Genomic DNA, 26836 nt, shown 5'->3' with positions numbered 1-26836 from the left:
TGAATAAGGATCATGCCGCATGAACCCTTTTTACACACCTATTGACATGACCTCCCGGCGGTCAGCCCATCTCCGTCCAGATCTTCCTCGGAAATAGGATAACCATTTTCCATTCCTTGCAATGTCAGATAGAATTGAACCCGGGCCTCATGAATTCCTTTCGAAACGGATGTGCCTGAGACATCTCGAGTCTGTCGAATTTCCTGAATGAAAACCTGCGCGATTCTATATGTGACGTATAACGATTGAATAACCAGAAGCACTCCTGCAACAGAAAGAACGATCTTGAATATTTTTCGAACCATAATTATTTGTCTCTTGTATGCAATATCATTAGGGATAATTCTATCAAATAATAAATGACACCCTGAGATTCCTGGCTCTGGCGAATATTCTTATATACGAGCCGGATGAAATTCGCTTTTTGCCCACGTACTGACATAGATGATGGTAATCAGGAGAAGAACGAAAAAGAGACCCTGCACCGCAAGGGAACCAATGAGAATGAAGACATTCATGGAGGGTGATACTCCGGGAAGAGGGTGGAGGAGTTTGTACAGCATGACATCGAAAATCACGGTAAAAATAGAAAAAACAAGAGTAATCGAAGCGATTCCGACGGCATAACGGAAACGAAGAAGGAGAGAGAGTCCCGTGATAAACATCATGAAACGCGTGAGCAAGTTCAGGGCAAGGCTCCCGAGAATTCCCGGAGCATTTTCCTGAAGAGCGTTCCCATTCGCCAGAACGTTGAAGCTCAGGAACACACCCGCTCCCAGGAGAAGGCCCCCAACGAAACAAAAGATGATTCCGAGGATGGTTGTAAAAATCAAACGGTTGGGTTTTTCGGTCATCGCTCCATCCTTTTTCGATATTTTAGCAGGATCTCCGTACAAATGTTTTTTCGCTGGCCATCCTTTGGTCAGGCTCTTGAAAAACCGCCACCGCGTTCATTCCATGCCGCGTTGACCTTCAACTTCTCCCCGAACACACCTGGAAGCCCATCCACGGCTTTTTTCATCTCGGATATTTCTTCAAACTGAAGACGGAGTTTCTTACCGTCGGAAAATTCGAGCCTCCACACACCCACGTGCATTCCATGGCCCGAGATGGCCTCCGCCGGATCGATGACTGCCGAACGGATTTCGGCAGTCGATTTTCTAAAGCTCCGCTTGTCCGCCATCCCCAGCGTTCGATAGTCTTTCTTGTCTGCTTCCATACCCGCCTGAAAGAGTTTCCGTTTTGCCCTTCGGACGAGCCCGGCTCCAAGGGACCGCCCCAGGCTTCCCAGCTGTGCCTCCAACCCTCCCGCCACTCCGGCAGCAAGGGACTGACCGGAAATCCTTACGAAATAAATCGAATCTCCATCCACGTAAACACGGTAATACTGGTCAGGTTTCAACGCGTACGTCGCCCGCGCGGTAAAGGGTCGTACCTCCATCATCATGCCTCCCGCTTGCTGTTCTGTATTAGTGTTTCAATTCCCATGTGGATGACCTCCTGAAAGAGACGGATTCTTCCAGCGATCGCATCCTTTGACTCCGTCTTTATCATTTCAGACAATCCACGAAAGCGCACAAGTTCGGCAAAGTTCAAAACATCTTCCGGAAGGAGAACCGGATTATGAAGTAATTCCTCATGACAATCATAGCAAAATAGGGCGGTCTCACCTTCTCTGCCCCATGGACTATGGGTAAAGATCTTGACCCGTTGTGTACCTCTCCGGTTCGTGGAACGTCCGAAAAACCTTTCCGGGACAAAGTGATGTCTTGAAGCATGCGAGCGGCCTTCGTGTGTCGGCCTTGCGTAGGTATTTGGATGACGGTGAAGTTGACAGCCGCAAATTGAACATCGGTCCGTATCGGTCATGATACTTGATTATCTGCAAATTTTGGTTAAATGTGAATCCCTGCCTTTTATTTTTTACGCAGGTCCTTCTTTGCCGTCTTGATGAAACGTCCAAAATCCCGGTCTTTTTTTCGTTTCTCCGCGTAGGACATCTGGTAAAACTGCGATTCGTCCTTCAGCTTGACATAATTTTCGTAGTGATCCCCGTCCATCTCGCCTCGTTCGACCGCCTGTTGAACTGCGCAGCCCGGCTCACCGGTGTGGGTACAATCCCTGAACCGGCACTGAGCGGAAAGTACCTGGATATCCCGGAAACTTGCCTGAATGCCGTCTTCCGCATCCAGCATACCGAGCTCCCGCATTCCGGGATTATCGATGACCATTGCGCCATTATCCAGGAGCAGGAGTTCCCTGCGCACGGTCGTATGTTTTCCCTCACCCGTTGCGCTGACCCATTGGGTCGCCAGGGTGTCTCGTCCCATCAACGTGTTGATGATCGTACTCTTTCCGACACCGGAAGATCCCACAAAACAATAGGTCTTACCCGGCGAAAGGATCGCGGTCAGATTCTCGATGCCGACTCCTGTCACGTTACTGAGAGGAACCACGGGTTCGGTGATTCCCGCATTCCGGATCTGATTGATCTGGTCGGCCAGGACCTCCGGTGTCACCAGGTCGACTTTGGTAAGCAAAATCACCGGAATGGCCCCGCCATCCATCGCCATTACAATGTAGCGTTCCAGCCTGTTGATGTTGAAATCGTAATGGCATGACTGGACTACGATAACGACATCGACGTTGGAAGCAATCATCTGGAAATCGGCAGAATCTCCAGCAACCCTGCGGCGAAGGTACGACTTTCTATCCAGCACCCCGTGGATCATTCCGAACTGGTCCTGAGGAGATTTTGTCACACAGACCCAATCTCCCACACAGGGTGTCTGAGACAGTGAAGGAGCGTCGTACAGGAGCTTCCCGGATCGTTTCGCCCTGAAGAATCCGGCCTCACCTGCCAGAAGAAACTGATCCCGATCCACCGCGGCGACTCGCGCAAAGGTACTGTCTCCATCACCGGCAACTGCCTGCGATTCAAACCAGGAACTCCATCCCAGGTTTTCCAATGATAATTCCGTCATTTTACTTGCCGCCCAATCCATAATATGAATTTCATTAATCTACAACCGGATGAATCACAATCCGGCCTCATTTCTTACTGTGAAATCAGTGCGAGGCCGTACTTCATCTCGATCACAATACCATGTTTTTCCTTAAATTTTCCGGCCCGTCTTACGGCTTCAGGACCCTGCACTTCGATCTTTGAACGGAGTTCCTCGTATACCGGGAACCGTTGATCCACGCAATGCTCGACGATCCGAACCGGATGGAGCGCATGGACGGCATTCCAGGAACGCTCAACCATTTCCGTTTCACAGGTATGCCACACCCAGGGTGATTCGGGAAGATGATCCACAATCACGACATCCCCGGCCATAGTCAGGGCACGGTCCAGCATGGCAGTGGGATCATGGATCTCATGGAGACAGAATTCAAAAAACACAACGTCCACCCGTACGTCAATCGACTCGAATCCGGCATGCCGGGCTCCGACCCTGTCAGCCAGACCCTTCTTACGGATTGTATCTTCGAGTGCGGCCACTGCCTTTGCGTCCGAGTCGACCGCAAGGACAGAGCGGGCCGACGCGGCGCAGTCGATCAGCTGCCCGTCGCCGGCTCCCACATAGAGAACCTCCCGATCGGAAAAATCATAAAACGAGGTTATCGATTGCAGGATGTACGCCAGATCCGAAGCCATCAGGAAACACTCCACATGAGTGTAAGTATATCCTCTCCCCTCTGAGGATCAAGTGAAACCTACTGCTTGACCAGTTCCACCCGGCGGTTCTTCTGCTTTCCTTCTTCGGTGCCATTGGAAGCGACAGGAGCCAGGGAGGCCACACCAAAAGCTTTCAGGCGGTCGGGACCAATCCCGTGAGTATCCACAAGAGCCCTGGCAACGGCCTCGGCCCGGTCTTTCGATAACTTCATATTGAAATCAAGAGTACCGTCACTGTCCGTATGGCCTACGACATACACCTTCAGAGCCGTATCCGCCTTCAGCAATTTCGCGATTTCCAAAATCGCCGCATCAGATTCCGGCTTGATCACCGATTTACCTGTGTCGAAGTAAATCCCGTAGATCGAAACATGGCCGCTGGTCTTAATGTCATTGCCCATCGCCTCGGCATCGGCCACGACTTCCTGGTCCATGGATTTCTTGATCACCGTGGTCAGCCGGTACATGTTGTTGTAGCTTTTTACCTCAACCCAGATCTCATTTCCGTCCTTCTGGACCACGATCGTCGAACACTTGTTGAAGTTGTCGTCGAAGACAACTTTGCCGCCGATCTTTTTAAGGGCATCCTGAATATTCCTCCGGATCTTCAGCTCTCCGGGCTCCACCGCTCCCTTGTTCAGCTTGTACTCCATGTAAATCTTCTGTCCCTCGACAACGACATATTTCTTCTCCTGATCGTTGAATCGGTAGGTATCGAAGTCGAAGGATTTATAGTCTGAAATGTAGAAATCGGGCATCCTTGAGAGCAGTGGATGATCCTTGCTGCCTCTGAAATCGGCCTCCAGGGCAAAAACAAGCGTGAAACATGACAACATGACCGTTACGATGAATGACAATGCCACCATCTTTTTCATACGTTCCTCCGGATTGTTTAGGGGTTGGATGGTTGATAGGAATTCTAAATCTGGATCCTTATCATAATCCCGATTCCGGGAGATTTGCAATAGAGACGAAGGTCAGGAAACGGACTCCATTTTTCTTCTATGGTCCTGGTCTTTTCTTCCCTACCGCGTAAATTCGATCCACAGGGATCTCAACATCGTAGGGCCTCCTCTGTTCCAGAAGCTGGACATCAAATTGATTCTCATCATAATAGCTCCGTATCTCATCCAGCGAAAAGCAGCTGAAATAGATTTCAACCTCATATCCCAGTAATTCCGTAAGGTAGCCTTCGCCCGAACCCACCTTGACGGTAACCAGGAGAAGCCCACCCGGTTTCAGGACTCGATAAAATTCCTGAAAGATTCTATCTACATAGATTTTTGGCGTGTCGATGATCGAGTAGTAAGCGATGATTCCGTCAAGGAAATCGTTGTCAAACGGCAGGGCTCCCATGTCACTTATCTCAAAGCGCATATCCGGATGAAACCTGCGTGCCAGTTCGATGCAGCGTTCAGAAATGTCCACACCAATCACCGGAATCCCCTTATCAAAAAGGTAATGTCCAATGTGTGCGGACGGCCCGCACCCCGCGTCACAGATTAGCGAATCTGAATTGAAGTTCCCTGCAAATTCATCAAGAAACTTGCGGTCGTACTCCTTAACCGCCAGTTCATCGTGAAAAAGCTCATGGTACCGATCGGCAACCAGATTGTAAGCTCTACGGGTTTTTGCATTAATTGCCTCGATCCGATCCATCCTTCCTCCCATTGCACAGTCCTGGTAATGAATACGTTTTTTCGGAAGGACAGTTTTCTATCGTCTCCGTTCTCAAAAGACCAGCCTGTATCCGTTCAGATCTTCCACCACCATCTCATGGATCCCATGAGGTGCCTGCTGAGGAGAAGTCAGAATTCTGGCACCCCGCCGCACCAGATCGGCATGAAGGGTATCGACATCCTCAACATAGAGATAGACGTCACGTTCATAGGCCGCTCTTTCGATCTGACTCCAGGCTTCACGGCGAATCTGAAAATGAATCCAGACAACAGACCGTTTCACAATGGCATAAACCCCGTCCGGTTCATCCGTGGAAGGCTGGAACACCCCCTGGTCCGGATCGAGATGAAATCCCAGAACATCGCGATAATATTCAGCCGCCTGCCGAACCCGCGGCACGCCCAGCACGGGTCACGCCTTCCAGGTTTCACTCTTCAATGGGTGCCTCCATACCATCCATGTTTATTTCATTGCCAGTGATGCCGCCAGTTTCCTCCGAATTCCCTGTCTACCGTCTCCTGGCTTTCAAACCCGATAGAAGCCCCATCGCGGCCCTCAACCGGATAACCATACTCCGTCAGCAGTCTGCGCAGATTTTGATTGAGTTCGCGATGATTCGCCAGACGATCTCTCTCCGTGTCGGTTTCCACGCAGATCCAGTAGACCAAATGTCCTGGATCGATGTCATTGGCTCCGTAATGGGTCACCCAGAATGGCTCCCGCGAAACGGAAGCGATCAGATCCCTGATGGCTCTTTCAATTCTCCGGGTAACCATTTCGATATCGGCACCTGAATGCTTCATGGAAGCTCGAAATCTGTCATCGTACTACCAGTACCGGAATGTTTACCTTGTGACGCACTGGATCGACCGTTTCACCCCAGAGAAGATCTCCCAGCAATCGGTGGCCGTGCGAACCCATGACCAGCATGTCCACGTGATGGGCTTCGGCAAAGGATACCAGTTCCCGGGACGGGTGGCCGAACGCAAGTGCGATCTCTACGGGGACCCCCGATGAGCGAACCTCGGTCGCGATATCGAGAAGATACTGTTCATCGTCACGTGCGTGCTCGTCGTAGGAGTCGTGGCTGTGCACTTGCGCGGAAGGGGAATCGACCACGTGCACCAGGGTAAGCATGGCTTTCTCCGCCTTTGCGATGGACAATGCACGGCTGACGATCGCGGCGTCTCCGCTGTCCCGGCCGAGGGCCGCGACGATATGTTTCATGGCATGGGTTTCAATCTTCTCGATGACGGCGATTGCACCTGTCGGCTTCCATTCTTTCCAGGCCTTCTCGCCATGAATTAGCGGAAGCACGATAACGTACAGAAGGAAGAGGACAATCGCCATCGTCAGGCCGATCGTTAGAATGGAGACCAGGGTTGAAGCACCACCATGAACCCACTCCATGATCTGATCATAGACCAGCTTACCGTTGAGCGCGATGATCAAGATCGACGTGATCCAGGCCAGGACTTTTACCCAGGCCCTGTTGGCGAAGGATCCCATCTTCAGCTTATCGCTGGTGAAGTGCACGAGGGGCACGATGGCAAAGGGCAGCTGAAGGCTCAGGATCACCTGGCTCAAGATGAGCAGTCGGTAGGTTCCCTCGTCGCCCGAAATGGAGATTACAACAACGGCGGGGAGCAGCGCAATTGCCCGTGTGATCAGACGTCTCAAGGCCGGCCGTAACCGAATCTTGACGAATCCTTCCATGACGATCTGACCGGCCAGTGTTCCCGTCAGCGTAGAGCTCTGACCCGCCGCAAGCAGGGCCAGTCCGAACGCGATGGATGCGGCCTGTGTGCCCAGGAATTGCTCGAGGAGCTGGTGCGCCTGCTGGATTTCGGTCACAACCATGCCATGGCGGTAAAAGACAGCCGCAGCCAGAACAAGGATCGCCACATTAACAAAAAAAGCCGCGTTCAGGGCAATGACGGAATCCAGAAGATTGTACCTGCAGGCCTGGGCCTTCGAATCGACAGTGCGGGAAACCTTGCGTGTCTGGACGAGGGAAGAATGGAGATATAGATTGTGGGGCATCACCGTCGCCCCGATGATTCCGAGGATAATGTAGAGCGACCCTTCCGGAATGGAAGGAATCAGCCCGGCCGCCGCGGGGCCCCAGTCCGGCTTTGCCAGGAACAGGTTCACGACGAATCCGCCCGCGATGATCGAGATCAACGACAGGATAAAGGCTTCCATCTTCCGAATTCCCAGCCTCTGGATCGCAAGGAGAAGAAAGGTGTCGAACAGGGTAATCAATGCCCCCCAGAGCAGGGGAAGGCCGAAGAGGAGGTTTAACCCGAGAATGGTACCCAGTAGCTCAGCGAGATCGCAGGCGGCAATTGCGATCTCTCCCAGGATCCAGAGAACGAAGGAAGCCCACCTGGAATACTCCGATCGACAGGCCTGCGCCAGGTCCTTCCCTGTGACGATTCCCAGCCGTGCGGACAGGGTTTGAAGGAGGATCGCCATCATGTTGGACATCAGGATCACCCAGATCAGGGCGTACCCGAAGCGGGATCCGCCCTCCAGATCGGTGGCCCAGTTTCCCGGATCCATGTACCCGACGCTGATAAGGTACGCCGGCCCCGCAAAGGCAAAGATCCGTTTCCAAACTGAAAGATTCTGGGTCTTCACGCTCCCATGAACCTCTTCAAGGGATGTATCCCCGGAGGAATGCAGAAGGATCTTTCTTTCTTCTTCAGTCGATGTCATCGTCAAAGATTACGCCGTTTCTTTGAATTTACCGATTCTTTCTCCATTATTACAACGGTCAGAACCCTTTTTCGATTCCTCACCATCACATTTAGTTTATCTGCCAGGTCCATTAAGAGGGCTTCGACCCCGTCTTTTTCCTCGAGTTGCGAGGATGATCCTTCCAGTTCCACCACTTCAATTTTTCCGGATCATGATTCGTATGGGAGGCATAGTATACGACACATCGAAAGACATAGAGCTGACATCGATCGATCCTGACCCTCCGCAGGGTACAGAGATCCTCATAAAGAGATTCCGGACTGGCGTTTTTCAGTTGTTCGATCCTGTAGATCCCGAGATCGTGGAAATCTTTTTCGGTCGCAGGTCCTACCCCCGGAATAACCTGAAGACTTTCCTGAACCTTATTGTTATTTTTCATTTCCCCGGATTTTTCTGGCGGTACAGGCTTCCCTGAATATAGGTTTCCGCAACTTTCCGCAGATCGGAAAAGAAGAAGGCCCCCCAGGCTGAAAGACCTTTGAAGTAATGGGCCTGGTTCGTCGCCAGGTCAACAACCACCGGAAACTCGAAGAGGGAAAAATGCTTCTGGGGTGATTTCGAAACGGACTCCACCAGATCTGACGCCGGGGACTCTCCCACGAGAACGGGAATGACCATGAACCCGAACTGCAATCCACGGGGCAGGGGGACCCAATTCATCTTCTTCGCATACTCAAAGCCTGCATCAAAGAGAACCTTCATGTCGGGCAGGGATGCCTGGTCGATATGACGGACCACGATGTGCTGGGAAAGAAGAACGATACCTTTCCAGGAAAAGTAGGTCCGGGATGCAGCAACCGCAGCCCTTCGCCCATCCGAGAGTGTTACGTTGCGCGCCACCTTGAACGGCCCGTTTCTCAGCGCTATAGCGATCTGGTTTACCACCTGGGCTGGATGAGTCATCCCGTTCCGCAATTTACGAACTCGATTTCTCTGTCTTTCCAACGCGAAATAAGAAGATGAACGGGATCACGCAGAAAATGATAATTTCCGCATAGAGAATGTAGGAAACCAGGTTGAGCCACCCGCTCTCTTCCAGACGGGCGTACAGGGGGGTTCGAGGTGCGACAAATGCAGCGGCAAGCATGGAAAGATATGTGAAAATCAGAACCCATACCAACGAAAAAATAGACAGGAATTTCACCCGGAATTCTAAGGACGAGGTAGATCTGGAGAGAAGCCAGAAAAAGGAGATCGGCAGGAGGAGCCAGAGGATGAAAAGAATCTCCATGGAAAGGCCATGATAGCCGCCTGTGAGCCGCGCCACGATCTCCGTCAGATGCGGCGCATTCGGGGCAAGGGACTCCTGCATGAGATAGAGGTTGATCGAAAGGTGGTCTGCGACAACGCTGAGAAAAATGACCGGGATCAGGGACAAAGCGCATAGACTGAAAAGCACAAACTCTCGAGCCAATAAAGAAAAACCTTTCTTGCTCATAAACGAATCCTTTGCAAACGGATTGAAAGAAAATTCCTCACCCTGGATTCCGAGTCATCCACAATATGGCAAGATAGAGGATACCAGCAATATAGAGCCATCCAAAGATCGCTTTATTGTGCCTGGCCAGCCATTCCGGAAGGAAAATATCGAAATTGTCTCGTCGGTCCTCAGTATACCGTGCAGCCAGCGGCGTAAGGGGACAACGCCATCGATTCACCAAAATGATTAGAACTTCGACGAAAACGATGCCGGCGAGCCATGTTGCGGTTCCGTACTGCCCTCGCCATGTCATGATGGGTATTCCGGCGATGCATAGCACGAAAAACGCCCACGCAACCGTGTGGATGAGCTTCACCGCAACTAACACCCTTTGATCGGATCTGGTCACGATTGAATATGATATCTCATCACGTTTAACGATGTAACCTCAGGTACGTTGGTCATTATTTATCACGCACGTCCGTAACAGCCATATTTTTCACCATGCAGTGATTCCGGCGCAAGGGATTACCCTTTGTTTTCCTTTTCCTTCTCCCCGCCTGAATGTTTTAACTCAAACCCGCGGACCACGACGTAGGCGACCAGGGCAAAGAGAAAGAAGATCAGCAGCATCCAAGCCACGGCCTGGAGCGATCCCATGATGGTTTTGTAGACTTCGATGACCCAGCGGTCTGAATTGAGAGTAAGGACGTTGCCCTCTTTATCCGGATTGATGTACCGCTCAAGATCCCAGACTCTCACACCCCCTGAAATTCCGACGACGTAGATGGCAAAGAGGATGTACCGTCGCCAGATCGGGGCCAGCTGCTCGGACACCAGACGTCCCAGAATCTTGTTCACGGGCCTGGAAAAGAGCAAAGCCGCGATGGTGCTGGTCACTGCCGCGATGACAAAGATGATGATCAGTAATTGGACGAACATGTTCGCCTCCTGGGATGAGCGGGAATGGTTTCCCGTTCTTTGTCAGAAACTATGCTTAGAACAATTGAGCTGCATCTCCTGTATCCAAGTCTACCACCCTTTCAGTTCCGATATTCGTGCTGCCGGGTCGTCAGGGTGTCAGGATTCCAGACTCTCCATTCACCAGATAGACAAACCAGAAAACCAGAAGAACCGTGGTAACAAATCCCGCCGTGAGGAGGGCATAGGCCGGCGCCAAATGCCGGTCGAGCTCAGGAATTTTCTCACGGGGATAGGGACGCAGAAAGATGAGATGGGCCAGGTACGCCAGCAGGATACCGGCCAGCACATCCACGGCGTAGTGTTGTTTGGTATAAAGTGTGGAGACCCCAATCAGGAGTCCAACGACCGCCCCGCTGAGTCCCACACCCCGGTGGATTCGATAGCAGGTAAACACCGACACGAAAGAGTGCGCAACGTGGATGGAAGGAAAACAATTGTAGGGTGGGTCCATGGAATACAGAAGACGAAGGGCCCAGGGAATGAAGCCACTCCCGGCCACCTGTTCCGGCCGGGGGGCTGCCGTGGGGTAGATAAGGAAGCAGATGAAAGCGACGATCCACACCGTCAGGTAGGCCAGGATCGTACGGACCACATGCTTTTCCTGGCGCACGGTGAGAATTGGCAGTACGATCAGGTACAGGTAGAGCGTCGCGTACACCAGGACCCAGGAGGGCCGCAGAGGGAAGAGTGCATCCAGGCCGATCTCCGGAACATGAAGGAACCGACCGGGCATCATCACGTCACCGATGAAAATATAGAAGAAGGCACATGATACGAGAATCAGCAGAGGTAAAACGATGGCGGCAGTCAACGGATAGGGCTGGGTCAGGAGAAGCCGCAGCGAGATCCTCGAAATCGGGATAGAATCGGCAGAGCTTCCGGAGGTATCGTTTCTCATTTCCTTCTCAGGACCCGATTGCATCGTCAGGAATGTTCCTGTGTGATAAAGAGGGCCATAAGCTGGCTGTCCTGGTAACGGCCTTCGAGCTTCCTGGCCCGAACCTTAACCCCTTCCACCTTGAATCCCAGGCTTTCATAGAGCTGGACCGCGCGCACGTTGTCGGTGAAGACTTCCAGCTCAACCTTTTCAATCGGAGAACGGCGGGCCAGCGAAAGGCAAGCCTCCATCAGGCGGCGGCCCAGGCCTTTTCCGCGATACTCCCCGGCAACAGCGACTCCCAGGCGCCCTGAGTGGGCGTACCCGGACCCCGGGCTGGGGACAATGTCACACCACCCCACGATCCGGTCCTGATGGATGGCCACCACATAGGGAAAGCCGTTCTCGATGACCCGCTGAAGGTAGGCCCGGCTCTGCTCCAGGGAGAATCCTTCCGCAGTGGCCAGGTACCACTTTTCCACACAGATCTGATTGATCACCTCCCGGAGCGGTTCAACGTCCGATTCCCGAACACGGCGAATTTCGATATCCGAGTCCATAATCATCCGATCTGCTGTATCAACTCAACCATGGGATAAAAAAAGAGGGTTGTCATCCAGTGCCACACAAACTGCCCCAGGATGGCCAGGAGGAAGGTGACCATCGTGCTGATGCGCTTATCCCGAATCACAAATTCCTTGGCAAAGACAATCAGCGTAAAGAAACCGAAAACCAGAGGATAGAACCATCCGCCCTGCTGAACCAGAAACCGGGTGAAAACAGGAAGGTCGGCACCGAGACCCTCGTACAGATGGCCTAAGTTTGCTGTGCCAGCCCGGAGGGAATACCCCATCCAGAGGAGATAGGCCGCGGCAAAGATGTCGGTAGTCCAGGAAATAAAGGATTCCCGACTGAATTTCGTTCCACTTTGTTCTGTCTTTTCCCTCATCTCGACCGGTGACATTTCCACATTCCCTTCAGGATATACGGTTCAGGCATATCCATGGCGTTCTCCTTCCCTGCGCTGAACTCCAGCCACACCCGCTGCCTGCCGGGTCTGCGTTCTGCAACCTTATTATAGCGAATGGAGAAAAAGGGATCGTCCCCGTGAATTACCTGCTCATCTGCCTACCACTTGAGTCCTGTTCGAGGTGATCCAGAACCACACCCAGTAAGCCATCGATGATGGGGAAACCCTCATCGGTATCGCTGTTGTACATGATCACCATCGTCACTCCAGAATCCGTGAAGTGCCCCAGAAAAGTCCGATACCCGGGAATGCTGCCCAGGTGCCCCAGAACCCGTTGACCCCGCATAAGGTGAGGGTTGATTTCCATGAGCCCAAGGCCGTAATCAACAAACAGGGGGCCGCCGGTCTCCTCCGGTTTGGGATGAACGAAGGTCATCATCTCTTGAAGAGAATTCGGTTGAAGTACCTTTCCGGCAAAGAGGGCATTCATCCAGACGGCAAAATCTTCCGCCCGGGAATAGAAAAGGATGCGGGACAGAGAGGCGATCCAGTTTCTTGACTTTGAAAATTCATCTTCAAAAACTCCATCCCCATCGGCATCGATCCAGGGATGAGCAATGGAAAAACGGCCCGGGATCGGCTTTGAGAAATCGAGGAGCATACCATCAAGATCCTGCGGATCAAGCAGTCGTTTCTGGATCTCAGCGGAAACCGTGGACCGGGTCACCTTCTCGACGATCTGCGCGGCCAGCTGGTACCCGGCCTGGGTATAGTGAAATCCTTCACCCGGAGCCAAGTACGGTGCCCCTCCCAGCCGGGTGAAGATTTCATCCATCGTCCACCATTTGTCAAACTCGATCTGACGGTATGGCTTGCGGAACGGCCCGTCAGGATGTGAAACCATGTCGTACAGGCCGTTCGTATGGTTGAGAAGCTGTCGGATTGTGATAGATCCGTCGACGTTCGGGTATGGGGGAAGGTACTGACGGATTGGGTCATCCAGAGAGAGCAATCCATCTTCTGCGAGATCCATCACAAGGGCGGCCATGAGCACCTTCCCGGCACTGGCCGTGTCAAACAGCATATCCTCCGAGATGGGATGATCCGGGTAGGATTCACCACTCACCCCAAGCCACGGCTGGTACCCGGGCACAATGATAGCCGCGGATACCCCCATGATATGGGTGGATTGCCGGGCCTGGCCCAGCACGTCCCGAAGCTGCCGGGAGTATGGCAACTCCGGCTCAACATGGGTTCTGCATGCTGGGAGCAGCAATAAAACCATGACGGAAAGCAAAATAAGGTGACGTTTCATACCGTGATTTCCTTTTCCGTTTGACGTTTCACCGCCTGTATTGTTCTCTCTGTACAACGGAATTTCCGAGATAAGGTTCCGTGACTCAGGTCAGGCTTCCCCCCGGTCAAGAGGACGTTGGGATCACAGGGGTCTCGTCTTTTTCAGAGGAGATAAAGCCCGATCAAGGACGCGGTCGCGAAAAGGATCGCCGCGACCCAGTACCAGGGCGTAGAGAACTCTTCGAGTTGGGATACTTGCTGTATACAGCCTCGCAGATCACGGCCAGGGACAGCTGGATGTGAGGTGATTTGATCTTCTCCAGAATTTTTAACAACAGAAAAACCTTTTTATAAGTGTCGTCATAAAGGGGCAATGAGGAGGCTTTGGAATTCTATGAGACAGGTTCAGGCTCCGGACCGAAATTAATTATCATCCTCCCCCTCTGGATCCCGTCCCCGTCGAAATCCACGGCGACCCCGCTGATATGCAGCATCATCCGAAACTTTGTCCTGCCATCCGGAACGGACATCCTCCCTCGTTTCAAAGCGGGCGACGTATGGCTTGATATCGAGAAGCGGGGTCCCATCCAGAATGTCGACATCTTCCACAGTGAGAACATTTTCCTCGATGGATACCAGCCTTACGAGGCTGATCCCGATCTTGTTCGGCCTTAAGGGAGACCGGGTGGCAAAGATTCCGCGAGCCGCATCATCCAGGAATGGCTTGACGGTAAGAAGGGTTTCCTCGGCTCTGTCAAATACATAGAGCAGGTAGATGTGGGAAAAACCATCCAGATCCGCAAGCCCTTCCATGTAGTCCAGATCCAGGATCACGGTTCCCCTCACCCCCCGGGCGAAAACCGGCTGAATCGGCGTCCTGGAAGGATCAGTGTGGGGAGATCGAACAACCCCGATGGCATGAAAAACAAAGTTCGTGTCACTCATCTCCATTGCTTTTCCTCCGTGAAAACCGCTTTCTCACAGAAAGCTTTTCCTCTTCCAGGAAAGCAGTCACCCTGGATATGAAGTCCTTCTCAAGGGCTTCAGGAACAAAGAAGAAATTGTTCAGGTAGCGTAAAAATTGTCTCGATTGGAGGTGTTCCTGCTTTTGATCCCGTTTGCAATTGAATTGCCCGGTTTCGACCAGCGAATACGACTCAACGTTGATGAAATAGCCCTTGTAGCCGATATCTTCCAACGTTGAAAAGATGGTGGCGATGGGAAACCCGTGGTGACGTGCCTCGATTTCAATGAGAATGAGGGGCGCAAACCGGGTTAAGGTTTCTATTCCCCCCTTTAACACCTCGGCCTCATGTCCTTCCACGTCGATTTTCATGAAACCGATGGAATCCAGTCCGAGCTTCCGGGTCAGGGTATCCAGGGTTGTCAAACGTACCTCAATCTCTTCAAATCCTGTCTGGCCGGGTTCCCTGTGTTCACCAAAGGTTGCCCGGGTATCAAACCGTTTCCCGTCGATAAAGGGTACCCTGATGGTTCGCGAGCCTTCCTGGTTCGACAGGGCGAGTTCGAAGACATGGGCCTTTCTGAATCGCTTTTTCAGATAGTTGTGGAGATGGGGAAGCGGCTCAAATAGATACAATTGTTCGGACCCGGCGATATCTTCCAGGATATCGCTGTAAAATCCGGTGTTCGCACCAATATCGAACATCGGAGGTTTGATCCCGATCGATCGAAGGAGCTTGGCTTCCGGATCGAAGGGATACTCGAGCGTCACCGGTAAAGCCATTACATTCCGTCGCAGTTTGGCTTTCTCCCGTTCGTCCATAAACGGTCCGAGACATGTCCTGCAGACCGAATAGAGAATGTCTCTGGCTTTTTTAGCGGGATCCATCACGTAGTTCCTGCATGGTAAAAACAGTGTACACGAATCCGCCGATCCTATGGTGGATCGATTGTGCCCTTCAAATATTGCTGGCGCAGGTCTTCGGGAAATTTTTCGATCGCGTACCTCAGCATCGTCCGCGGCATGACCCGATAATGCTTCTTCAGGAAGGCTTCCTCCACTCCACGGTCGCGTTTTCCGACCTCCCGCAGCATCCACCCCACAGCCTTATGAATCAGGTCTTCCTTATCTCGAAGGAGCATTTCGGCAATTCGTAACGTTTCGCCAAACTCGCCTCTCTTGATCAAATGAAAGGTGGACAGGACCGAAATCCTTCGCTCCCACAGCATCGTCGATTGCGCCAGACTGTACAGCGGTTCACGGCTCCGGTCCCTGAGATAGGCACCTGCAATATGCTCCGCCGACAGGTCCACGAGGTCCCAATTGTTAATATACCGGGTGTTGCTCAGGTAGAGTTCGTAGACCATCTTCTGCTCGTCGTCGGTCCCTTTCCGGTATTTTTCCGTAAGGATGATCAGAGCGAGTAACCGCTCCTCGTGGATGTCCGAATGAAGAAGACGGATGGTCTCGTCCAGGGTTAGATCGCGGAAGGTTTTCGCTACCCGGCGAATCGCCGGGACACGAACGCCGATAAACCGGTCCCCCTCCCCGTACTCCCCGGGACCGGTCTTGAAGAACCTCTGCAGGATTTGAGCATCTGTCTCTGTGGCGCATTCCCGCAATTCTTTCCTGGCTGACTGCAGTTGGGTCATCCTGTTTGTCCCGGTCCCCTTCGTAACCGTGTTCGCACCTGTATCATGGATTCTCCATCCCGGAAACAGTTCCGCGACCTAGCTGGTAACGGCCGTGATCGCGGCGGTTGTCCCGACCATTGTATCCTCCTGGTGCAGAATCATCAGATACCAGCCCAGCATCAGAAGGAGAGATATTTCTTCAAGACCGTTTCCTTCTGGCTCAATCTCAACGACAGCCTGTGACTTCAGCAGGTCTGAAAGCGTTGGCTCTTCCGTACCTTTTTTCATTACAAAGAGCGGTCGGTCATCCGATTGAGCAAATCCCCACTCGGTTCTCCAGAAGTTTGTTGACAACCAGTGAAACCGGGAGCCTCTGGAGGTCTCCAACCAGCCATCACCCCAGAGCCTGGGCCAGTAAACCGCCAGATCATCCGTGCGCCCGGCCTCCCGGATTGTTACACGCACATTAAGAAACCCCACTCGTTTGAGCGTCCAGCTCCCCGATTCCGACTCGGCGGTCGCCAGCGTACCCAGGGCCTGTTCAAAGCGCAGAGTCCCGAACAGCATATTCTTTGCGCGTAACTCGAATTGACGCCCAAACGCTTTGTTCTGAACCCAGTAAAGTGGTAATCCGATAGCTGAGGATAAAGGTTCCATAACATATTTTCCTCACTTTCACGATCGTACATTCGTTGCAAAATGATCAGCGGTGTTTCTTAGCGGTTTATCATACCAAGAATCATCGATCTGGTTCCTATTGCTTCTTTCGTGTGACAGGGTCTTTCACTTTTGAGGACTTCTGGTCCCACACGACGGATGCATCCACCCAGTACACAGATTTTTCGTTCTTATTCAGAACAAGGAAAAAGAGGTAGCGCTGGTCGGGTGAAACAGTAGGACAGACCACGTCTTCCAATGGAACTCCGGACAGAGGAACAGCTCCCGGCTCACTCCACGATCCATCTTCCTGTCGAAAGCTCACCAGCAGGCCGGTGGGAAACGGCGGACTCCCGGCACCGAAATATGACCGGGTGAACAACAGATAATCTCCGCCCGGACCAATGAATGGCGTACTTTCGTGCCCTGCAGTGTTGATCGGCGGAGGAAACCCTGCCGGTGTCGCGTACCCCTCTTTCGTTTTAAGTGAAACGAAAATATCATCTCGGCCTATTGAGCCCTTCCGGGAGGATGCAAAGTAGATATTTCTATCACGATCCATCGATGCCTGCCAATGGAGGTGCGATCCATTGATCACATCATCCACAGGCCGCGGTTCGGACCAGCCGGAGGATCGACGGGAAACAAGCCATAACCTCTCTCTTCGAGTTGTATTGTCTTCTCCCATCGGCCGACTGGAAGTAAAGATCATTGTCATCCCATCGGGAGACAATACCGGACAGTCCCCGTCTTCGCGGGACGTGAAGGGTACGATGGAAGGAGCACTCCAGGATCCGTCTTGAAATTGCATGAAAAAGATTTTCCGGCCGGATTCACCTTTTACGTGCTGTGCCCAGAATATCTCTTCTCCATCCGGTGACACAACTGCAGAGCAGTGATCGGAATGAACAACCTCCGGGGCAAACCGGACTGGAATTTTCCCGGGCGGTTCGTAGCCCGGCGGCCCGGATATAGAAACCCCTGCTGCGCAAAGAAGCAAAATAGCGTTAATTGAAATCAATATTCACGACCTGCCTTCATATGATCCCATTCAAATCAGGGACCTGCAAAGGGTCGGGAATGACTCCGGCTGGAAGACTGATCCGGCTCCCAGCCTGCCAGGCGGGCCATCATCCACCAGAAGGCCCTGGATTTCTGGTTGCAGTTCAGCGGGTGGGAATGGGCGCAATCGCAGTAAGCACACAATTCGGAATTCGGATGAACCGCGCACCACTCCTCGGCCCAATTCCCGCCGTCGTAGTAACATCCGTCGTCGGCCCAGCGGTCCAGGTAGGCGTTGCCGTCCGGGTCGTAGCTTTCGATATCGGCGAAATCAAAGAGGACCTTGTTATGGTCACGGCAATACTGGCGAATAATATCGTTCAGCTGGTTCAGCAAGCCGTCGGTGCCGGACCCGTCCAGATGGCCCGTCATGTAGATGAATCGCATGGATGGGAATTCCTGTTCCAGCTGATTCATGGCCGCCAGGTAACCCTGGACTTCACTCACATCGTACCAGGACAACTGTCCACACCAGGACCACATGGAGTAGTTGTAATCCCCGGTGGCGGCCACAGATCGCGTGGCGTTCAGGCCGTCGATGCCGTACCAGTAATTTTCAGGCTCCACGTAGGTGGTCCCGGGGTTTCCGTCATAGATTCGAAGAGCCGGCGGAATTTCAACGGGAGGCAATCCCGGCGTATCGCTTTCATTCACGGCCACGGAATACTGTGGGTGCAGTTCCTCCAGGGAAAGAATTCCGGTAATGATCTGCGATCCGTGGGACGTGTGGGCGAAGTGCAGGGTGAGCTGTTTCGCCTGTTCCAGCCATGAAGACGGAATTTTAGAAATATCGGTGCACGTGTGATCGATGATGATGGCCTGGGACCAGCACCAGCCTGCCAGGCCCATAAAAATGAATACAGCGACCAAAACCCGCCAGGATGTTCCTGCCTGAATGGTTCTTCTCTTCATTTCATCCCTCCTTATACGTCGATTTCGCCTCAACAAGTTACTCAGGAAAAAGCCCCACTTCTCCTATTATGTGCATGTCTTGATGGCTTTTCAATAGTTGACAACGAATAAGGAGAATTTTTCCCGATTATGTATCCTTTTCCGTCAAGGGGCACTATCTCAATGAAAAGATTACGCCTGTTACTGGACTTTTCATAGCTACCGGCTTTCAAAAAACCCCTGGTTGAGCGCCTGTGAATATTGGTCTTCATGAAATCCAGGACATCGGCTTTTAAGTTCTGAGACCAGATTAGTCCAGGTTTCTGACCACTCCTTTGCCCTGAGATGCTCTAAACCCCCTGCACGGAAGAGATCCGCCACATCGTACGCGGCTGTATGAAGCTCAGAAAAATCTCTATTCATCGACTACTCCATGATCGGTTTTCGACATTTGAAATTTGGTTCCATCGAATCATAGTGTTCAGGACTCCCATGTCAGCGAAAACAAGGAAAAACACCGTGACACCGCCCCTGTTTCCCTCTCCTCTATCTGAATCCACAACTCTTCGTATTTTACCTGCCATAAGATATACGCATCATGTCACCTGATGATCGCAAAGATGAAATGGTGTGCTCCCCAAGCGGAGTCAGGTCTTCCGTGACCTGCGGAACTTCATACCCGGAATGAACATGGGCGTTTCGTTCTTGTACCTGCGATAGTCCTCTCCCAGCCGTTTTTCCAGTTCCGGCTCTTCAATCCGCTTGAGCTCCCAGACATTGAGAAGGATATAGGCCGGCGTGAAAAACAGAACGAGCGAAAATGAATTGAGGGCTGCCCCTATGCCAAAGAGCAGCAGGAACACACCCGACAACATCGGGTTCCTGGTCAGGCGGTACGGACCCGAAATCACGAGTTCAGGAGGTGGATTGAACGGTACCGGCGTACCGCGGACCCTCAGGAAACAGAACGCGGACCAGCCAATAAGCGCAATACCCACCGTGATCAAAGAGACAGATAGCGGACGCCGCAGCGATTCCGGAAATAGACCGGGCAACTGGAAGAAAACATTGACAACATGGGCAGCCCCCACAAAGGAGAAGGTAAAGAGACCGAAGATGAGCAGTCCAACTGGAGTGAGAAGTGTGCGAGTCTTTCGCGTTCCGGTAGCCACCGTGTGAAGCATGTCGATCCACCGCTGCCTAATGGTCACGTTTCATACTCCTCTCTGTAACGCCGCGTGCAGCAGCGCTTGAACCCTTGAGAGTAAATGGATGACGGTGCATCAGCCGGTATAGCACCAGGCAGAATGTCCCCGCCAGGATCGTGGCCACGATGTCCTTTGGATCAATGGATCCGCCCATTGGTCCTTGAAACAGCTCGTAGCCGCAAAGACCCAGAGCGAGAAGGGAGATGTACCGATAGTCCCATGCGTGGTTTCGGCCCGTGAGGCACAGAATGATGAATACGGCCGCGACCGTACCCGTGGAGTTGCCGAGGGTGTCGGCGATTCCAAAATCCTGAAGGTGCCGGGAGTAGATGTAAGGCCGATAGTACTCGCGACCGGCTTCCGTGACCAGTAAGGCCAGAAGCCCGATACTACCGTTCAGAATACGATATCTTCTCAATCTTCACCCTCGAGCATTCGATTTCAGGTGCCGCTTAACATTTTTTATTATACCTATTTAGGATAAGAAATTATGTATCACATAGTTAGATCTCAAGCCCATGCCGCATCTACACCAGTCATTTCCTTAATAGTAACGTTACACTACTCCGGAACCGGTCCGCGATCGGGACGCAATGGGTAAAGCATTTCATAAGTCTCCAAACGAATTTCCGATACCTCGTATGCGGTGGCAATCGTCTTGGCCAGCTCGGTATTTCGAAATTCAGCGAGAGCCTTCTGATCCTCAAAAAAATAGATACCGCAAACCGCGCCGGTGGATTCGTCGCGGCCGTAGATTTTTTGTATCAGCCCCGGGACTTCAAGGAAGCGGGGCCGACGTTCCAGCAATCGATGTTCCAGCTCCTGTGGATCGAGTGTCGATTTCGCGCGCACAAATAATATAGTGGCCATTTCTCTCTCCTTTACATCGCTTGTCTATTCTTTACTTTAAAAATACGACGCACTTCTTTATTCCTGAGAGAGTCAGGTCCAGGACACTGAGTTGTGGAAGGAAAATCAGTCGTGGCCTGAGTTTTGTAAAGGTCAGGCCGGAATCATTACGAGGAACTATAGCGCGGTAACAATGAGGATTGTTTTCGTATCACCTGACTTTACTGGGAGTTAGAAGCTGCGGCACCTTTACACCCTTTATGAGTAACCAGAAGCCCAGCGGGATTTCGAATGCAAGCATGGGTAACCACATAACTGATGCAGCCGCAGGACTTATAAGGTTTACAAGCTGAGCAGGAAGTCCAACCACAAGAAGCAGGGATGCGCCAACACCTAGCCAGGCGAGGACAATCGGGATCATTCGGCCTCGCAGGAAAAGGTAGGCAAAGAGCGCACTCCCCACTGCAAAAAAGAAGGCGCTCACGGCGCTGTCGTCCCTCAGGAGGTACTTACCCAAAGTTTGCATAGCACTGGCGGCAGAGGCATCAGGCCCATAGTCGGTGGCCACCCAGAGAAGCGCCAGGGTTGTCGATGCCGAGAGCCCTGCGATCACGCCTTCTGTCAGGCGACATACCATGGCGATCAGGGCCACCTCATGATCTTGATCACGCGTAATGGCATAGAGCGTTACGGCCAACACCAGCGCTGCTAAAGCTTGGGCGAGGGCAAGCAAGATAACGACATGCATGCCTGCTGTGTGCTCCAGGATAGAGGCCATTTTCGCTTCTATGCTTTCGCCGCTGGTCGCTCGAGAAACAATAACCATACTGCCAATCGTTGCCGCAATGTAAGCAAGAAAGGTGAATCCCGCAATCCTTGCATTCGTTGTGCGTGTCATTCTGCTTACTCCTTTCTTGTGACGTCTAACGCCCGAGTTGAGCGGCCGCTGCGATAGTATGATCGAATCTCCCGCAAAGTATAGCGTCCTAGGAAGAGAAATATGCTTTATAGTAGGAATAACCCATGAGAATGATCAATACCACACCAAGAATAGTGGAAGGGAGTATTTTAAGAAAAGTGAACTTGCCTGCAGCTACCATGTAAAAGCCAGCAGTGACCAGACCTGTAATGACAGGGAAAATAGTGATAAGAAGAAGACCTTTGCGCTCATATGGTTTTTGAAAACCCCACAATAGAAGAATAGTCCAACCAAACATTAGAGCCGCAGCCAGACCCATGGGATAGGTAAACTCTACTTCACCCATTTCCGATGGAACGAGAATGAGGATACCAACAAGGGCATCTGCGATTGCACCTGCGATGAAACTGATTCTAAGCCAACGAATATGAGAGTTCATTGTTAATCTGAAAACAAGGGCAGTCTTAGAATTCCGGTGACATGATACCTATAGATCATTTTGTTCAACGTATTCCCTCTCATGGGAAAAGTGTAGCGCCTGGGTATTTCAGTGTCAAACCCGAAATCAATTGTAATGTTTTTTTGCTTGAGCTCAATAATTACGTATACTGTCCCCGGAATTACAAAATTCAGCGGCGCGGCGGCGCCGCGTCCTCTGGAACGCTTTGTTGGGTGGTGGAATCTGTCCATTTCCTTTTGCTCAAAACCCCAAATGGCGTCAGCATTGGAATGAGCCACAGTAGATTCCACAAATTCAATCCGATTGCGCCAAGGTCACCGTAGGACCATATGGCCCAGGCGATAGACAGGAAGAATATTCCGTATGGGGCGAGCATTAGCTTCCAATAATGCGTTGAAACAAAGCGCCATGGCGAGAAATGGAAAATTATAAACACCGCAGCGCCAACCAGGACCATTCCCAATATCCCTTGTTCTATTTTCCCTTGGAAAAGAAAAACCATAGAGAGTACGAGAACCCAGATGAAGCCGCCGGTCCAACCCGCTGCCCAACCTATTTTTTCACCCATTCTGTTTTTCACTGGCTCACCTCTTTGTGAAGAGCACCCAACACTGGGTATTCGGATCCTATTATATCTCCATTTCACAACCTGTCACCTCTCCTGGAATTCCGGTGACATATATCCTATATATCACTATTTTTTCTATTTATTTATTCGCAAATGAAAAGTGTAGCGCCGAGGTATGACAGTGTCAGACCTGAAATCAATCATTAGATTTCCTTGAATTAAAGTCCAATAATTACGTATACTGTCCACAGAATTATCCAGTTTTATGATCACGGCGGAGCTTTCGGACAATAATGAAAGCTGCAATACTGATTAACAGAACCACCCAGCCAGCCAGGATGAATATTCGCTTTCTTTTATAACTCCTGAATTCGGCGGCAGCCTGGTCAACTATTCCTGCCGGGAAAAGGGTTTTGATCTGCGTGGGTTCCAACCCTCGAGCAATGGTTTCAGGCACATCAAAAGTGACCGGACTGTCGAATTGGTGCCAAAAGTATAAATATGCCACACCGTTTTTTAGGTCGAATATATTCGAGTAAAGGGTGTTGAGTTTCCTGCCTTCCACGTGGACCGCATTCAATATAGATGCCAGATAATCTAAAGTAAGATCACGGTCACTGTCGATCGCTTTCAACATTTTTACCGTCGTATCATATCTATTGCAGGGGTATCTGCCATATCTGTTCTCGGGACAGGCACGATTAAAGTTGGTAGACACCAGGTAGCCATTGCCTTCCACCTTCCTTGTAAACACTAATTCACCAGAAGTATCGGCACTGATCACGACCGCATCACCCAGGGCGTCCGCCAGGAGAAATTGTCCGTCAAGCTTTCCGCCATAGCACTGACTCCAGTCGTAGCGTTTAGCAGTCTCAATCGCCTCGCTGACGGTAGCGCACTTCTGCATGAGGATGGTATTTACAATCGCATGATAGGGTTTGATCCCATCCTGGTTCTTCTTCATGGTGATTACGGGAAGGGCGTTGGCATCGAATGCGAGCCCCTTTTCATTGATTCCACCCTGTGGGTACAAGTTGTCGAATCCAAAACACAGAACTCCGTATTTGTCCGTGCCCGGAGGTTCAACCCAGCAGTACGTCAGAGGGTTAATCCAGTCTTCGTTATTACCGAAAAAGACCGACCCACCAAAGCTTACAGCGAATATCGTGCAGGAACCGGGGATAAACCTGTCACTCGTTTCCCTGTTCTCTGAAGCACTGCATCCTTGCGGATCACACAGGATCAGCATAATGGGAATGAATATCAGGATTTTCTTCAACTGCAAGATTATCGGGATTCCGGTGACACGATATCTATTTATCACTTTTTTCTCTCATTATCCTTCCCATGGCAGAAGTGTAGCGCCGCAGTATGTCAGTGTCAAATAGGTATTGTGTTTCCTGATATTACAATTACGTGCTAAATCCCAAAGCCGACGTGGACTCCATAGAAGTTGTCATCGGGTCCGCTCGAGTCGGTGATCTGTCTGTAATACCCGACCCCGACATTGATCATACCCGACAGGCTGCTTCGGATTTCTACTCCGACAAAGGTGCGATTGGGTTCGCTGGAAAGCGGATTTTCCCAGGTCCGCAGGAGTACGGCACGGGCTTCGCTGAGAATCACAAAATCCGAATTGGATTTTGGATCATATATGCTTTGATAGCCAATAGCAAAACGCCCGCCGGCAATGCCTGGACTCAGCGTGATGCTGAGATTGTTCAACCATGTCTTATTATCCCGATTTTTCTCGAACATGTGCGTGTAGCGCGAGGAGATAGACCAGCGGTCCGGTTCTCCCCATTCGATGGACGTGATAGGCAGCAGCACATCCTGGTCGCTCAGGTGCACTATCAGGCGGGGGCTCTGGTGTTTATCCCGTTTTACTGTCTGTTCCGAATCCTGACTCCAGGCCGCATGGGCACACAAAAGTAACAGAATTCCGGCGACACGATAACTAGTATTCATTATTGCTCTTATTTTCCTGCCCATGACAGAAGTGTAGCGCCGCGTTATTTCAGTGTCAAACTTGGAATCAATCGCTCTGTTTCATTAATCCTGGGGTCATTGATGACGTGAATCATCCCCGGAATGATCGGCCTCACTTTCATGTCTCACGGTTATGACGACTTTTCCTTTTGCGTGCCCATCTCCAAGATATCGGAGAGCTTCTGCAGTCTCACTTAGCGGACACCGTCGATCGATGACCGGCTTGATTTTTCCCGACTCGAGAAGCTCCTTCACGCAGGTCAAGTCCTCCTGGTTGATATGGGCCATAAAGGAACCAATCTTCCTGCCCTCGATTTTTGAAACCCACAGCTGCAGGAGCACTCCTGCCAGGAGTGAGACCATGGAGATATTTCCTCCTCCTGCCAGGACGCAAATGCCCTCGGGCTTAAGCGATCGCTTGTATTCATGGATGGAACGGTCGCCGTTGGCGACAAAAATAAGATCATAGAGTTCTCCGCTCCTGGTGAAATCGTCAAGGGTGTAATCGATAACATGGTCGGCGCCGATGGAGCGAGCGATCTCAAGATTTCTTGAACTGCACACAGCCGTGACTTCCGCTCCAAACGACCTGGCAATCTGGACGGCAAATGTACCTACCCCTCCGGAGGCCCCATGAATCAGCACTTTTTTTCCTGGTGCAATCTGTCCTTTATCGCGAAGGCCCTGCAGGGCTTTGAGCGCTGCCAGCGGAACGGCAGCCGCTTCTTCGAAAGAGATGCTGGATGGTTTCAGCTGCAGGGTTTCTTCGCGAGCACATACATACTCGGCAAAACCACCACTGCCGCTCTTTGCGGTTCCAAACACCGGGTCACCCGGCTGGAACCGCCTGACCTCCTTGCCAACCGCGACAACCCTCCCCGAGATGTCAGCGCCAAGTGTTGTCTTACTGGGTTTTATCAGTCCCTTGCCCATCAGGCGGATCAGGAACACATCCGCGGTAAGCATATGCCAGTCCAAAGCATTGACGGAAGCGGCATGAACTTCGACCAAGACTTCGTCATCCAGGGGAACTGGAGTCTCCACATCCGTGAGCTGAAGAACATCTGGCAGTCCATATTTCATGTGTACGATGGCTTTCAAGGGTTACCTCCGGATTCGCCTACCACGACTATCACCAGGTTTTTTTGACGACAATCTACTCAGCACAGTGTACAGGACCAAACGACAGGCTTCCATGGAAGCGAGGCTCTATGCCGTGATTCCGTGAAAGCCTCAAGGATAGAAAGACAAGTTCCCAATATATTCTTTCTTTCAAGATTCACCATAGTATTCATTGGACCTTCAACAGGAAATAAGAATCGTGTCAACAGATTAGCCCCTTCAGTAAATCCCCGGAATCAATCGATATCGCACATGTCGGGCATAGTCGCTGTAGCCCGGTAACTCGTCGAGTAGAGTCCGGTCTTCAAGCACCGTTCTAATCACCGTGATGAAAAGCGCCACCGCCGCCGGAATAAGTGTCCACATCGAACTTAAGGCCAGTACAATGCCCAACAGTGGAAAGATGTTTCCAGCATAGCCCGGATGCCGCAAAAACCGATAGGGGCCACTGTCACACACCACATGCCCTCGATCCATCTGAATACGCACCACACTGGAGAAAAAGCGGTTCTCTATAAATGCCCAGGCAGCGAAAGCATATCCGAACAAGATCAAGAGTAAGCCGAGACCGTTGAGCCACAGTGGAAATGCGGGTGACCAGCCAAAGCGATGATCCAGCCCGGCCACAATGACCAGTGGAAAACTCACACTCAGCGCCATCAACGGTGCAAGTACTTTGTCCCAGGCTTTCGCACTTTGGACCTTCTCCATATTTTGTCGTTCGGCCAACAACCCCGGATGCCGCCGTTCCGCCCAGATGCGCCCCCCCAGGCCGATGGTAACAATCAGCAGGGAATAGCCCCACGCCTGCCACCAACTCCAATCCCCTCCGCACACCAGA

At 51.7% G+C, this 26836-nt stretch carries 35 protein-coding genes; all 35 read right to left on the bottom strand.

Features of this window, described 5'->3' with window-relative positions:
* Window positions 1–395: 395 nt before the first annotated feature.
* A complete protein-coding gene (locus PLD04_14700) occupies window positions 396–854 on the bottom strand; it encodes a hypothetical protein (protein HXK69576.1) in 459 nt (152 codons plus the stop codon).
* Window positions 855–922: 68 nt separating this feature from the next.
* On the bottom strand, window positions 923–1444 hold the full coding sequence (locus PLD04_14695; protein HXK69575.1) for a hypothetical protein: 522 nt from the start codon (window positions 1442–1444) through the stop codon (window positions 923–925).
* A gap of 472 nt (window positions 1445–1916) precedes the next feature.
* Window positions 1917–2984, bottom strand: a complete 1068-nt coding sequence (gene rsgA / locus PLD04_14690) for a ribosome small subunit-dependent GTPase A (protein HXK69574.1) — start codon at window positions 2982–2984, stop codon at window positions 1917–1919.
* A 74-nt stretch (window positions 2985–3058) separates the two neighbouring features.
* Window positions 3059–3661: a methyltransferase domain-containing protein gene (locus PLD04_14685; GenBank protein ID HXK69573.1), complete on the bottom strand. Its 603-nt coding sequence runs from the start codon at window positions 3659–3661 to the stop codon at window positions 3059–3061.
* A 59-nt stretch (window positions 3662–3720) separates the two neighbouring features.
* Complete coding sequence (locus PLD04_14680; protein HXK69572.1) at window positions 3721–4557, bottom strand: OmpA family protein; 837 nt, start codon at window positions 4555–4557, stop codon at window positions 3721–3723.
* Between the two features lie 127 nt (window positions 4558–4684).
* Window positions 4685–5341: a class I SAM-dependent methyltransferase gene (locus tag PLD04_14675; GenBank protein HXK69571.1), complete on the bottom strand. Its 657-nt coding sequence runs from the start codon at window positions 5339–5341 to the stop codon at window positions 4685–4687.
* Between the two features lie 72 nt (window positions 5342–5413).
* Window positions 5414–5770 carry a VOC family protein gene (locus tag PLD04_14670; GenBank protein HXK69570.1) on the bottom strand — a complete coding sequence of 119 codons (357 nt, stop codon included), beginning with the start codon at window positions 5768–5770 and terminating at the stop codon, window positions 5414–5416.
* 59 nt (window positions 5771–5829) lie between these two features.
* Window positions 5830–6165, bottom strand: a complete 336-nt coding sequence (locus tag PLD04_14665; protein HXK69569.1) for a hypothetical protein — start codon at window positions 6163–6165, stop codon at window positions 5830–5832.
* A gap of 16 nt (window positions 6166–6181) precedes the next feature.
* Entirely contained in the window at window positions 6182–8083 is a 1902-nt protein-coding gene (locus PLD04_14660; GenBank protein ID HXK69568.1) for an Nramp family divalent metal transporter, read from the bottom strand.
* Between the two features lie 112 nt (window positions 8084–8195).
* Window positions 8196–8504: a helix-hairpin-helix domain-containing protein gene (locus PLD04_14655; protein HXK69567.1), complete on the bottom strand. Its 309-nt coding sequence runs from the start codon at window positions 8502–8504 to the stop codon at window positions 8196–8198.
* On the bottom strand, window positions 8501–9028 hold the full coding sequence (locus PLD04_14650) for a hypothetical protein (GenBank protein HXK69566.1): 528 nt from the start codon (window positions 9026–9028) through the stop codon (window positions 8501–8503). The genes PLD04_14655 and PLD04_14650 overlap by 4 nt, the downstream gene beginning before the upstream one ends.
* 13 nt (window positions 9029–9041) lie before the next feature.
* On the bottom strand, window positions 9042–9563 hold the full coding sequence (locus PLD04_14645; GenBank protein HXK69565.1) for a hypothetical protein: 522 nt from the start codon (window positions 9561–9563) through the stop codon (window positions 9042–9044).
* 37 nt (window positions 9564–9600) lie between these two features.
* Window positions 9601–9954, bottom strand: a complete 354-nt coding sequence (locus PLD04_14640) for a hypothetical protein (GenBank protein ID HXK69564.1) — start codon at window positions 9952–9954, stop codon at window positions 9601–9603.
* Window positions 9955–10073: 119 nt separating this feature from the next.
* Entirely contained in the window at window positions 10074–10487 is a 414-nt protein-coding gene (locus PLD04_14635) for a hypothetical protein (GenBank protein HXK69563.1), read from the bottom strand.
* Window positions 10488–10617: 130 nt separating this feature from the next.
* Window positions 10618–11427 (bottom strand): phosphatase PAP2 family protein, encoded by an 810-nt coding sequence (locus tag PLD04_14630; GenBank protein ID HXK69562.1) that lies wholly within the window; start codon window positions 11425–11427, stop codon window positions 10618–10620.
* Window positions 11428–11453: 26 nt separating this feature from the next.
* A complete protein-coding gene (locus PLD04_14625) occupies window positions 11454–11972 on the bottom strand; it encodes a GNAT family N-acetyltransferase (GenBank protein HXK69561.1) in 519 nt (172 codons plus the stop codon).
* On the bottom strand, window positions 11969–12370 hold the full coding sequence (locus PLD04_14620) for a hypothetical protein (protein HXK69560.1): 402 nt from the start codon (window positions 12368–12370) through the stop codon (window positions 11969–11971). The genes PLD04_14625 and PLD04_14620 overlap by 4 nt, the downstream gene beginning before the upstream one ends.
* 148 nt (window positions 12371–12518) lie before the next feature.
* Window positions 12519–13691 carry a serine hydrolase domain-containing protein gene (locus PLD04_14615; protein HXK69559.1) on the bottom strand — a complete coding sequence of 391 codons (1173 nt, stop codon included), beginning with the start codon at window positions 13689–13691 and terminating at the stop codon, window positions 12519–12521.
* A 404-nt stretch (window positions 13692–14095) separates the two neighbouring features.
* Window positions 14096–14617 carry a tRNA (N6-threonylcarbamoyladenosine(37)-N6)-methyltransferase TrmO gene (tsaA, locus tag PLD04_14610; protein HXK69558.1) on the bottom strand — a complete coding sequence of 174 codons (522 nt, stop codon included), beginning with the start codon at window positions 14615–14617 and terminating at the stop codon, window positions 14096–14098.
* Window positions 14610–15524, bottom strand: a complete 915-nt coding sequence (locus PLD04_14605; protein ID HXK69557.1) for an FkbM family methyltransferase — start codon at window positions 15522–15524, stop codon at window positions 14610–14612. Before PLD04_14605 ends, tsaA begins: the two co-directional genes overlap by 8 nt.
* Window positions 15525–15571: 47 nt before the next feature.
* Complete coding sequence (locus PLD04_14600) at window positions 15572–16288, bottom strand: DNA alkylation repair protein (protein HXK69556.1); 717 nt, start codon at window positions 16286–16288, stop codon at window positions 15572–15574.
* Between the two features lie 78 nt (window positions 16289–16366).
* Window positions 16367–16927: a hypothetical protein gene (locus PLD04_14595; protein ID HXK69555.1), complete on the bottom strand. Its 561-nt coding sequence runs from the start codon at window positions 16925–16927 to the stop codon at window positions 16367–16369.
* 97 nt (window positions 16928–17024) lie between these two features.
* Window positions 17025–17738: a hypothetical protein gene (locus PLD04_14590; protein HXK69554.1), complete on the bottom strand. Its 714-nt coding sequence runs from the start codon at window positions 17736–17738 to the stop codon at window positions 17025–17027.
* Window positions 17739–17983: 245 nt separating this feature from the next.
* Window positions 17984–18901, bottom strand: a complete 918-nt coding sequence (locus tag PLD04_14585) for an SGNH/GDSL hydrolase family protein (protein HXK69553.1) — start codon at window positions 18899–18901, stop codon at window positions 17984–17986.
* A gap of 41 nt (window positions 18902–18942) precedes the next feature.
* A complete protein-coding gene (locus PLD04_14580) occupies window positions 18943–19152 on the bottom strand; it encodes a hypothetical protein (GenBank protein ID HXK69552.1) in 210 nt (69 codons plus the stop codon).
* A 375-nt stretch (window positions 19153–19527) separates the two neighbouring features.
* Window positions 19528–20091, bottom strand: a complete 564-nt coding sequence (locus PLD04_14575) for an isoprenylcysteine carboxylmethyltransferase family protein (GenBank protein ID HXK69551.1) — start codon at window positions 20089–20091, stop codon at window positions 19528–19530.
* A complete protein-coding gene (locus tag PLD04_14570; GenBank protein HXK69550.1) occupies window positions 20081–20506 on the bottom strand; it encodes a hypothetical protein in 426 nt (141 codons plus the stop codon). The genes PLD04_14575 and PLD04_14570 overlap by 11 nt, the downstream gene beginning before the upstream one ends.
* 143 nt (window positions 20507–20649) lie before the next feature.
* Complete coding sequence (locus PLD04_14565; protein ID HXK69549.1) at window positions 20650–20958, bottom strand: YdhR family protein; 309 nt, start codon at window positions 20956–20958, stop codon at window positions 20650–20652.
* A gap of 190 nt (window positions 20959–21148) precedes the next feature.
* Window positions 21149–21835 (bottom strand): DUF4386 domain-containing protein, encoded by a 687-nt coding sequence (locus PLD04_14560; protein ID HXK69548.1) that lies wholly within the window; start codon window positions 21833–21835, stop codon window positions 21149–21151.
* An 88-nt stretch (window positions 21836–21923) separates the two neighbouring features.
* Entirely contained in the window at window positions 21924–22295 is a 372-nt protein-coding gene (locus tag PLD04_14555) for a hypothetical protein (GenBank protein ID HXK69547.1), read from the bottom strand.
* Between the two features lie 190 nt (window positions 22296–22485).
* Window positions 22486–22896: a hypothetical protein gene (locus PLD04_14550; protein ID HXK69546.1), complete on the bottom strand. Its 411-nt coding sequence runs from the start codon at window positions 22894–22896 to the stop codon at window positions 22486–22488.
* 241 nt (window positions 22897–23137) lie between these two features.
* Window positions 23138–24163 (bottom strand): carcinine hydrolase/isopenicillin-N N-acyltransferase family protein, encoded by a 1026-nt coding sequence (locus PLD04_14545; protein HXK69545.1) that lies wholly within the window; start codon window positions 24161–24163, stop codon window positions 23138–23140.
* A 140-nt stretch (window positions 24164–24303) separates the two neighbouring features.
* On the bottom strand, window positions 24304–24852 hold the full coding sequence (locus PLD04_14540; GenBank protein HXK69544.1) for a hypothetical protein: 549 nt from the start codon (window positions 24850–24852) through the stop codon (window positions 24304–24306).
* 96 nt (window positions 24853–24948) lie between these two features.
* Complete coding sequence (locus PLD04_14535; GenBank protein HXK69543.1) at window positions 24949–25974, bottom strand: NAD(P)-dependent alcohol dehydrogenase; 1026 nt, start codon at window positions 25972–25974, stop codon at window positions 24949–24951.
* A gap of 240 nt (window positions 25975–26214) precedes the next feature.
* Window positions 26215–26836 (bottom strand): isoprenylcysteine carboxylmethyltransferase family protein (locus PLD04_14530; protein ID HXK69542.1); only part of this gene is annotated, 622 nt, incomplete at its 5' end.

This window comes from Thermoanaerobaculia bacterium (assembly GCA_035593605.1).
Classification (GTDB): domain Bacteria; phylum Acidobacteriota; class Thermoanaerobaculia; order UBA2201; family DAOSWS01; genus DAOSWS01.
The sequence above is the reverse complement of the archived record's forward strand: the minus strand, read 5'-3'. Positions and strand labels throughout refer to the sequence as shown.

What these genes read in the sequence shown, in the direction of transcription:
- PLD04_14700 (HXK69576.1), bottom strand. Translation starts at nt 854, where the DNA reads ATGACCGAAAAACCCAACCGTTTGATTTTTACAACCATCCTCGGAATC.
- PLD04_14695 (HXK69575.1), bottom strand. Translation starts at nt 1,444, where the DNA reads ATGATGGAGGTACGACCCTTTACCGCGCGGGCGACGTACGCGTTGAAA.
- rsgA (HXK69574.1), bottom strand. Translation starts at nt 2,984, where the DNA reads ATGACGGAATTATCATTGGAAAACCTGGGATGGAGTTCCTGGTTTGAA.
- PLD04_14685 (HXK69573.1), bottom strand. Translation starts at nt 3,661, where the DNA reads ATGGCTTCGGATCTGGCGTACATCCTGCAATCGATAACCTCGTTTTAT.
- PLD04_14680 (HXK69572.1), bottom strand. Translation starts at nt 4,557, where the DNA reads ATGAAAAAGATGGTGGCATTGTCATTCATCGTAACGGTCATGTTGTCA.
- PLD04_14675 (HXK69571.1), bottom strand. Translation starts at nt 5,341, where the DNA reads ATGGATCGGATCGAGGCAATTAATGCAAAAACCCGTAGAGCTTACAAT.
- PLD04_14665 (HXK69569.1), bottom strand. Translation starts at nt 6,165, where the DNA reads ATGAAGCATTCAGGTGCCGATATCGAAATGGTTACCCGGAGAATTGAA.
- PLD04_14660 (HXK69568.1), bottom strand. Translation starts at nt 8,083, where the DNA reads ATGACATCGACTGAAGAAGAAAGAAAGATCCTTCTGCATTCCTCCGGG.
- PLD04_14655 (HXK69567.1), bottom strand. Translation starts at nt 8,504, where the DNA reads ATGAAAAATAACAATAAGGTTCAGGAAAGTCTTCAGGTTATTCCGGGG.
- PLD04_14650 (HXK69566.1), bottom strand. Translation starts at nt 9,028, where the DNA reads ATGACTCATCCAGCCCAGGTGGTAAACCAGATCGCTATAGCGCTGAGA.
- PLD04_14645 (HXK69565.1), bottom strand. Translation starts at nt 9,563, where the DNA reads ATGAGCAAGAAAGGTTTTTCTTTATTGGCTCGAGAGTTTGTGCTTTTC.
- PLD04_14635 (HXK69563.1), bottom strand. Translation starts at nt 10,487, where the DNA reads ATGTTCGTCCAATTACTGATCATCATCTTTGTCATCGCGGCAGTGACC.
- PLD04_14630 (HXK69562.1), bottom strand. Translation starts at nt 11,427, where the DNA reads ATGAGAAACGATACCTCCGGAAGCTCTGCCGATTCTATCCCGATTTCG.
- PLD04_14625 (HXK69561.1), bottom strand. Translation starts at nt 11,972, where the DNA reads ATGATTATGGACTCGGATATCGAAATTCGCCGTGTTCGGGAATCGGAC.
- PLD04_14620 (HXK69560.1), bottom strand. Translation starts at nt 12,370, where the DNA reads ATGTCACCGGTCGAGATGAGGGAAAAGACAGAACAAAGTGGAACGAAA.
- PLD04_14615 (HXK69559.1), bottom strand. Translation starts at nt 13,691, where the DNA reads ATGAAACGTCACCTTATTTTGCTTTCCGTCATGGTTTTATTGCTGCTC.
- tsaA (HXK69558.1), bottom strand. Translation starts at nt 14,617, where the DNA reads ATGAGTGACACGAACTTTGTTTTTCATGCCATCGGGGTTGTTCGATCT.
- PLD04_14605 (HXK69557.1), bottom strand. Translation starts at nt 15,524, where the DNA reads ATGGATCCCGCTAAAAAAGCCAGAGACATTCTCTATTCGGTCTGCAGG.
- PLD04_14600 (HXK69556.1), bottom strand. Translation starts at nt 16,288, where the DNA reads ATGACCCAACTGCAGTCAGCCAGGAAAGAATTGCGGGAATGCGCCACA.
- PLD04_14595 (HXK69555.1), bottom strand. Translation starts at nt 16,927, where the DNA reads ATGGAACCTTTATCCTCAGCTATCGGATTACCACTTTACTGGGTTCAG.
- PLD04_14590 (HXK69554.1), bottom strand. Translation starts at nt 17,738, where the DNA reads ATGCAATTTCAAGACGGATCCTGGAGTGCTCCTTCCATCGTACCCTTC.
- PLD04_14585 (HXK69553.1), bottom strand. Translation starts at nt 18,901, where the DNA reads ATGAAGAGAAGAACCATTCAGGCAGGAACATCCTGGCGGGTTTTGGTC.
- PLD04_14580 (HXK69552.1), bottom strand. Translation starts at nt 19,152, where the DNA reads ATGAAGACCAATATTCACAGGCGCTCAACCAGGGGTTTTTTGAAAGCC.
- PLD04_14565 (HXK69549.1), bottom strand. Translation starts at nt 20,958, where the DNA reads ATGGCCACTATATTATTTGTGCGCGCGAAATCGACACTCGATCCACAG.
- PLD04_14560 (HXK69548.1), bottom strand. Translation starts at nt 21,835, where the DNA reads ATGACACGCACAACGAATGCAAGGATTGCGGGATTCACCTTTCTTGCT.
- PLD04_14555 (HXK69547.1), bottom strand. Translation starts at nt 22,295, where the DNA reads ATGAACTCTCATATTCGTTGGCTTAGAATCAGTTTCATCGCAGGTGCA.
- PLD04_14540 (HXK69544.1), bottom strand. Translation starts at nt 24,852, where the DNA reads ATGAATACTAGTTATCGTGTCGCCGGAATTCTGTTACTTTTGTGTGCC.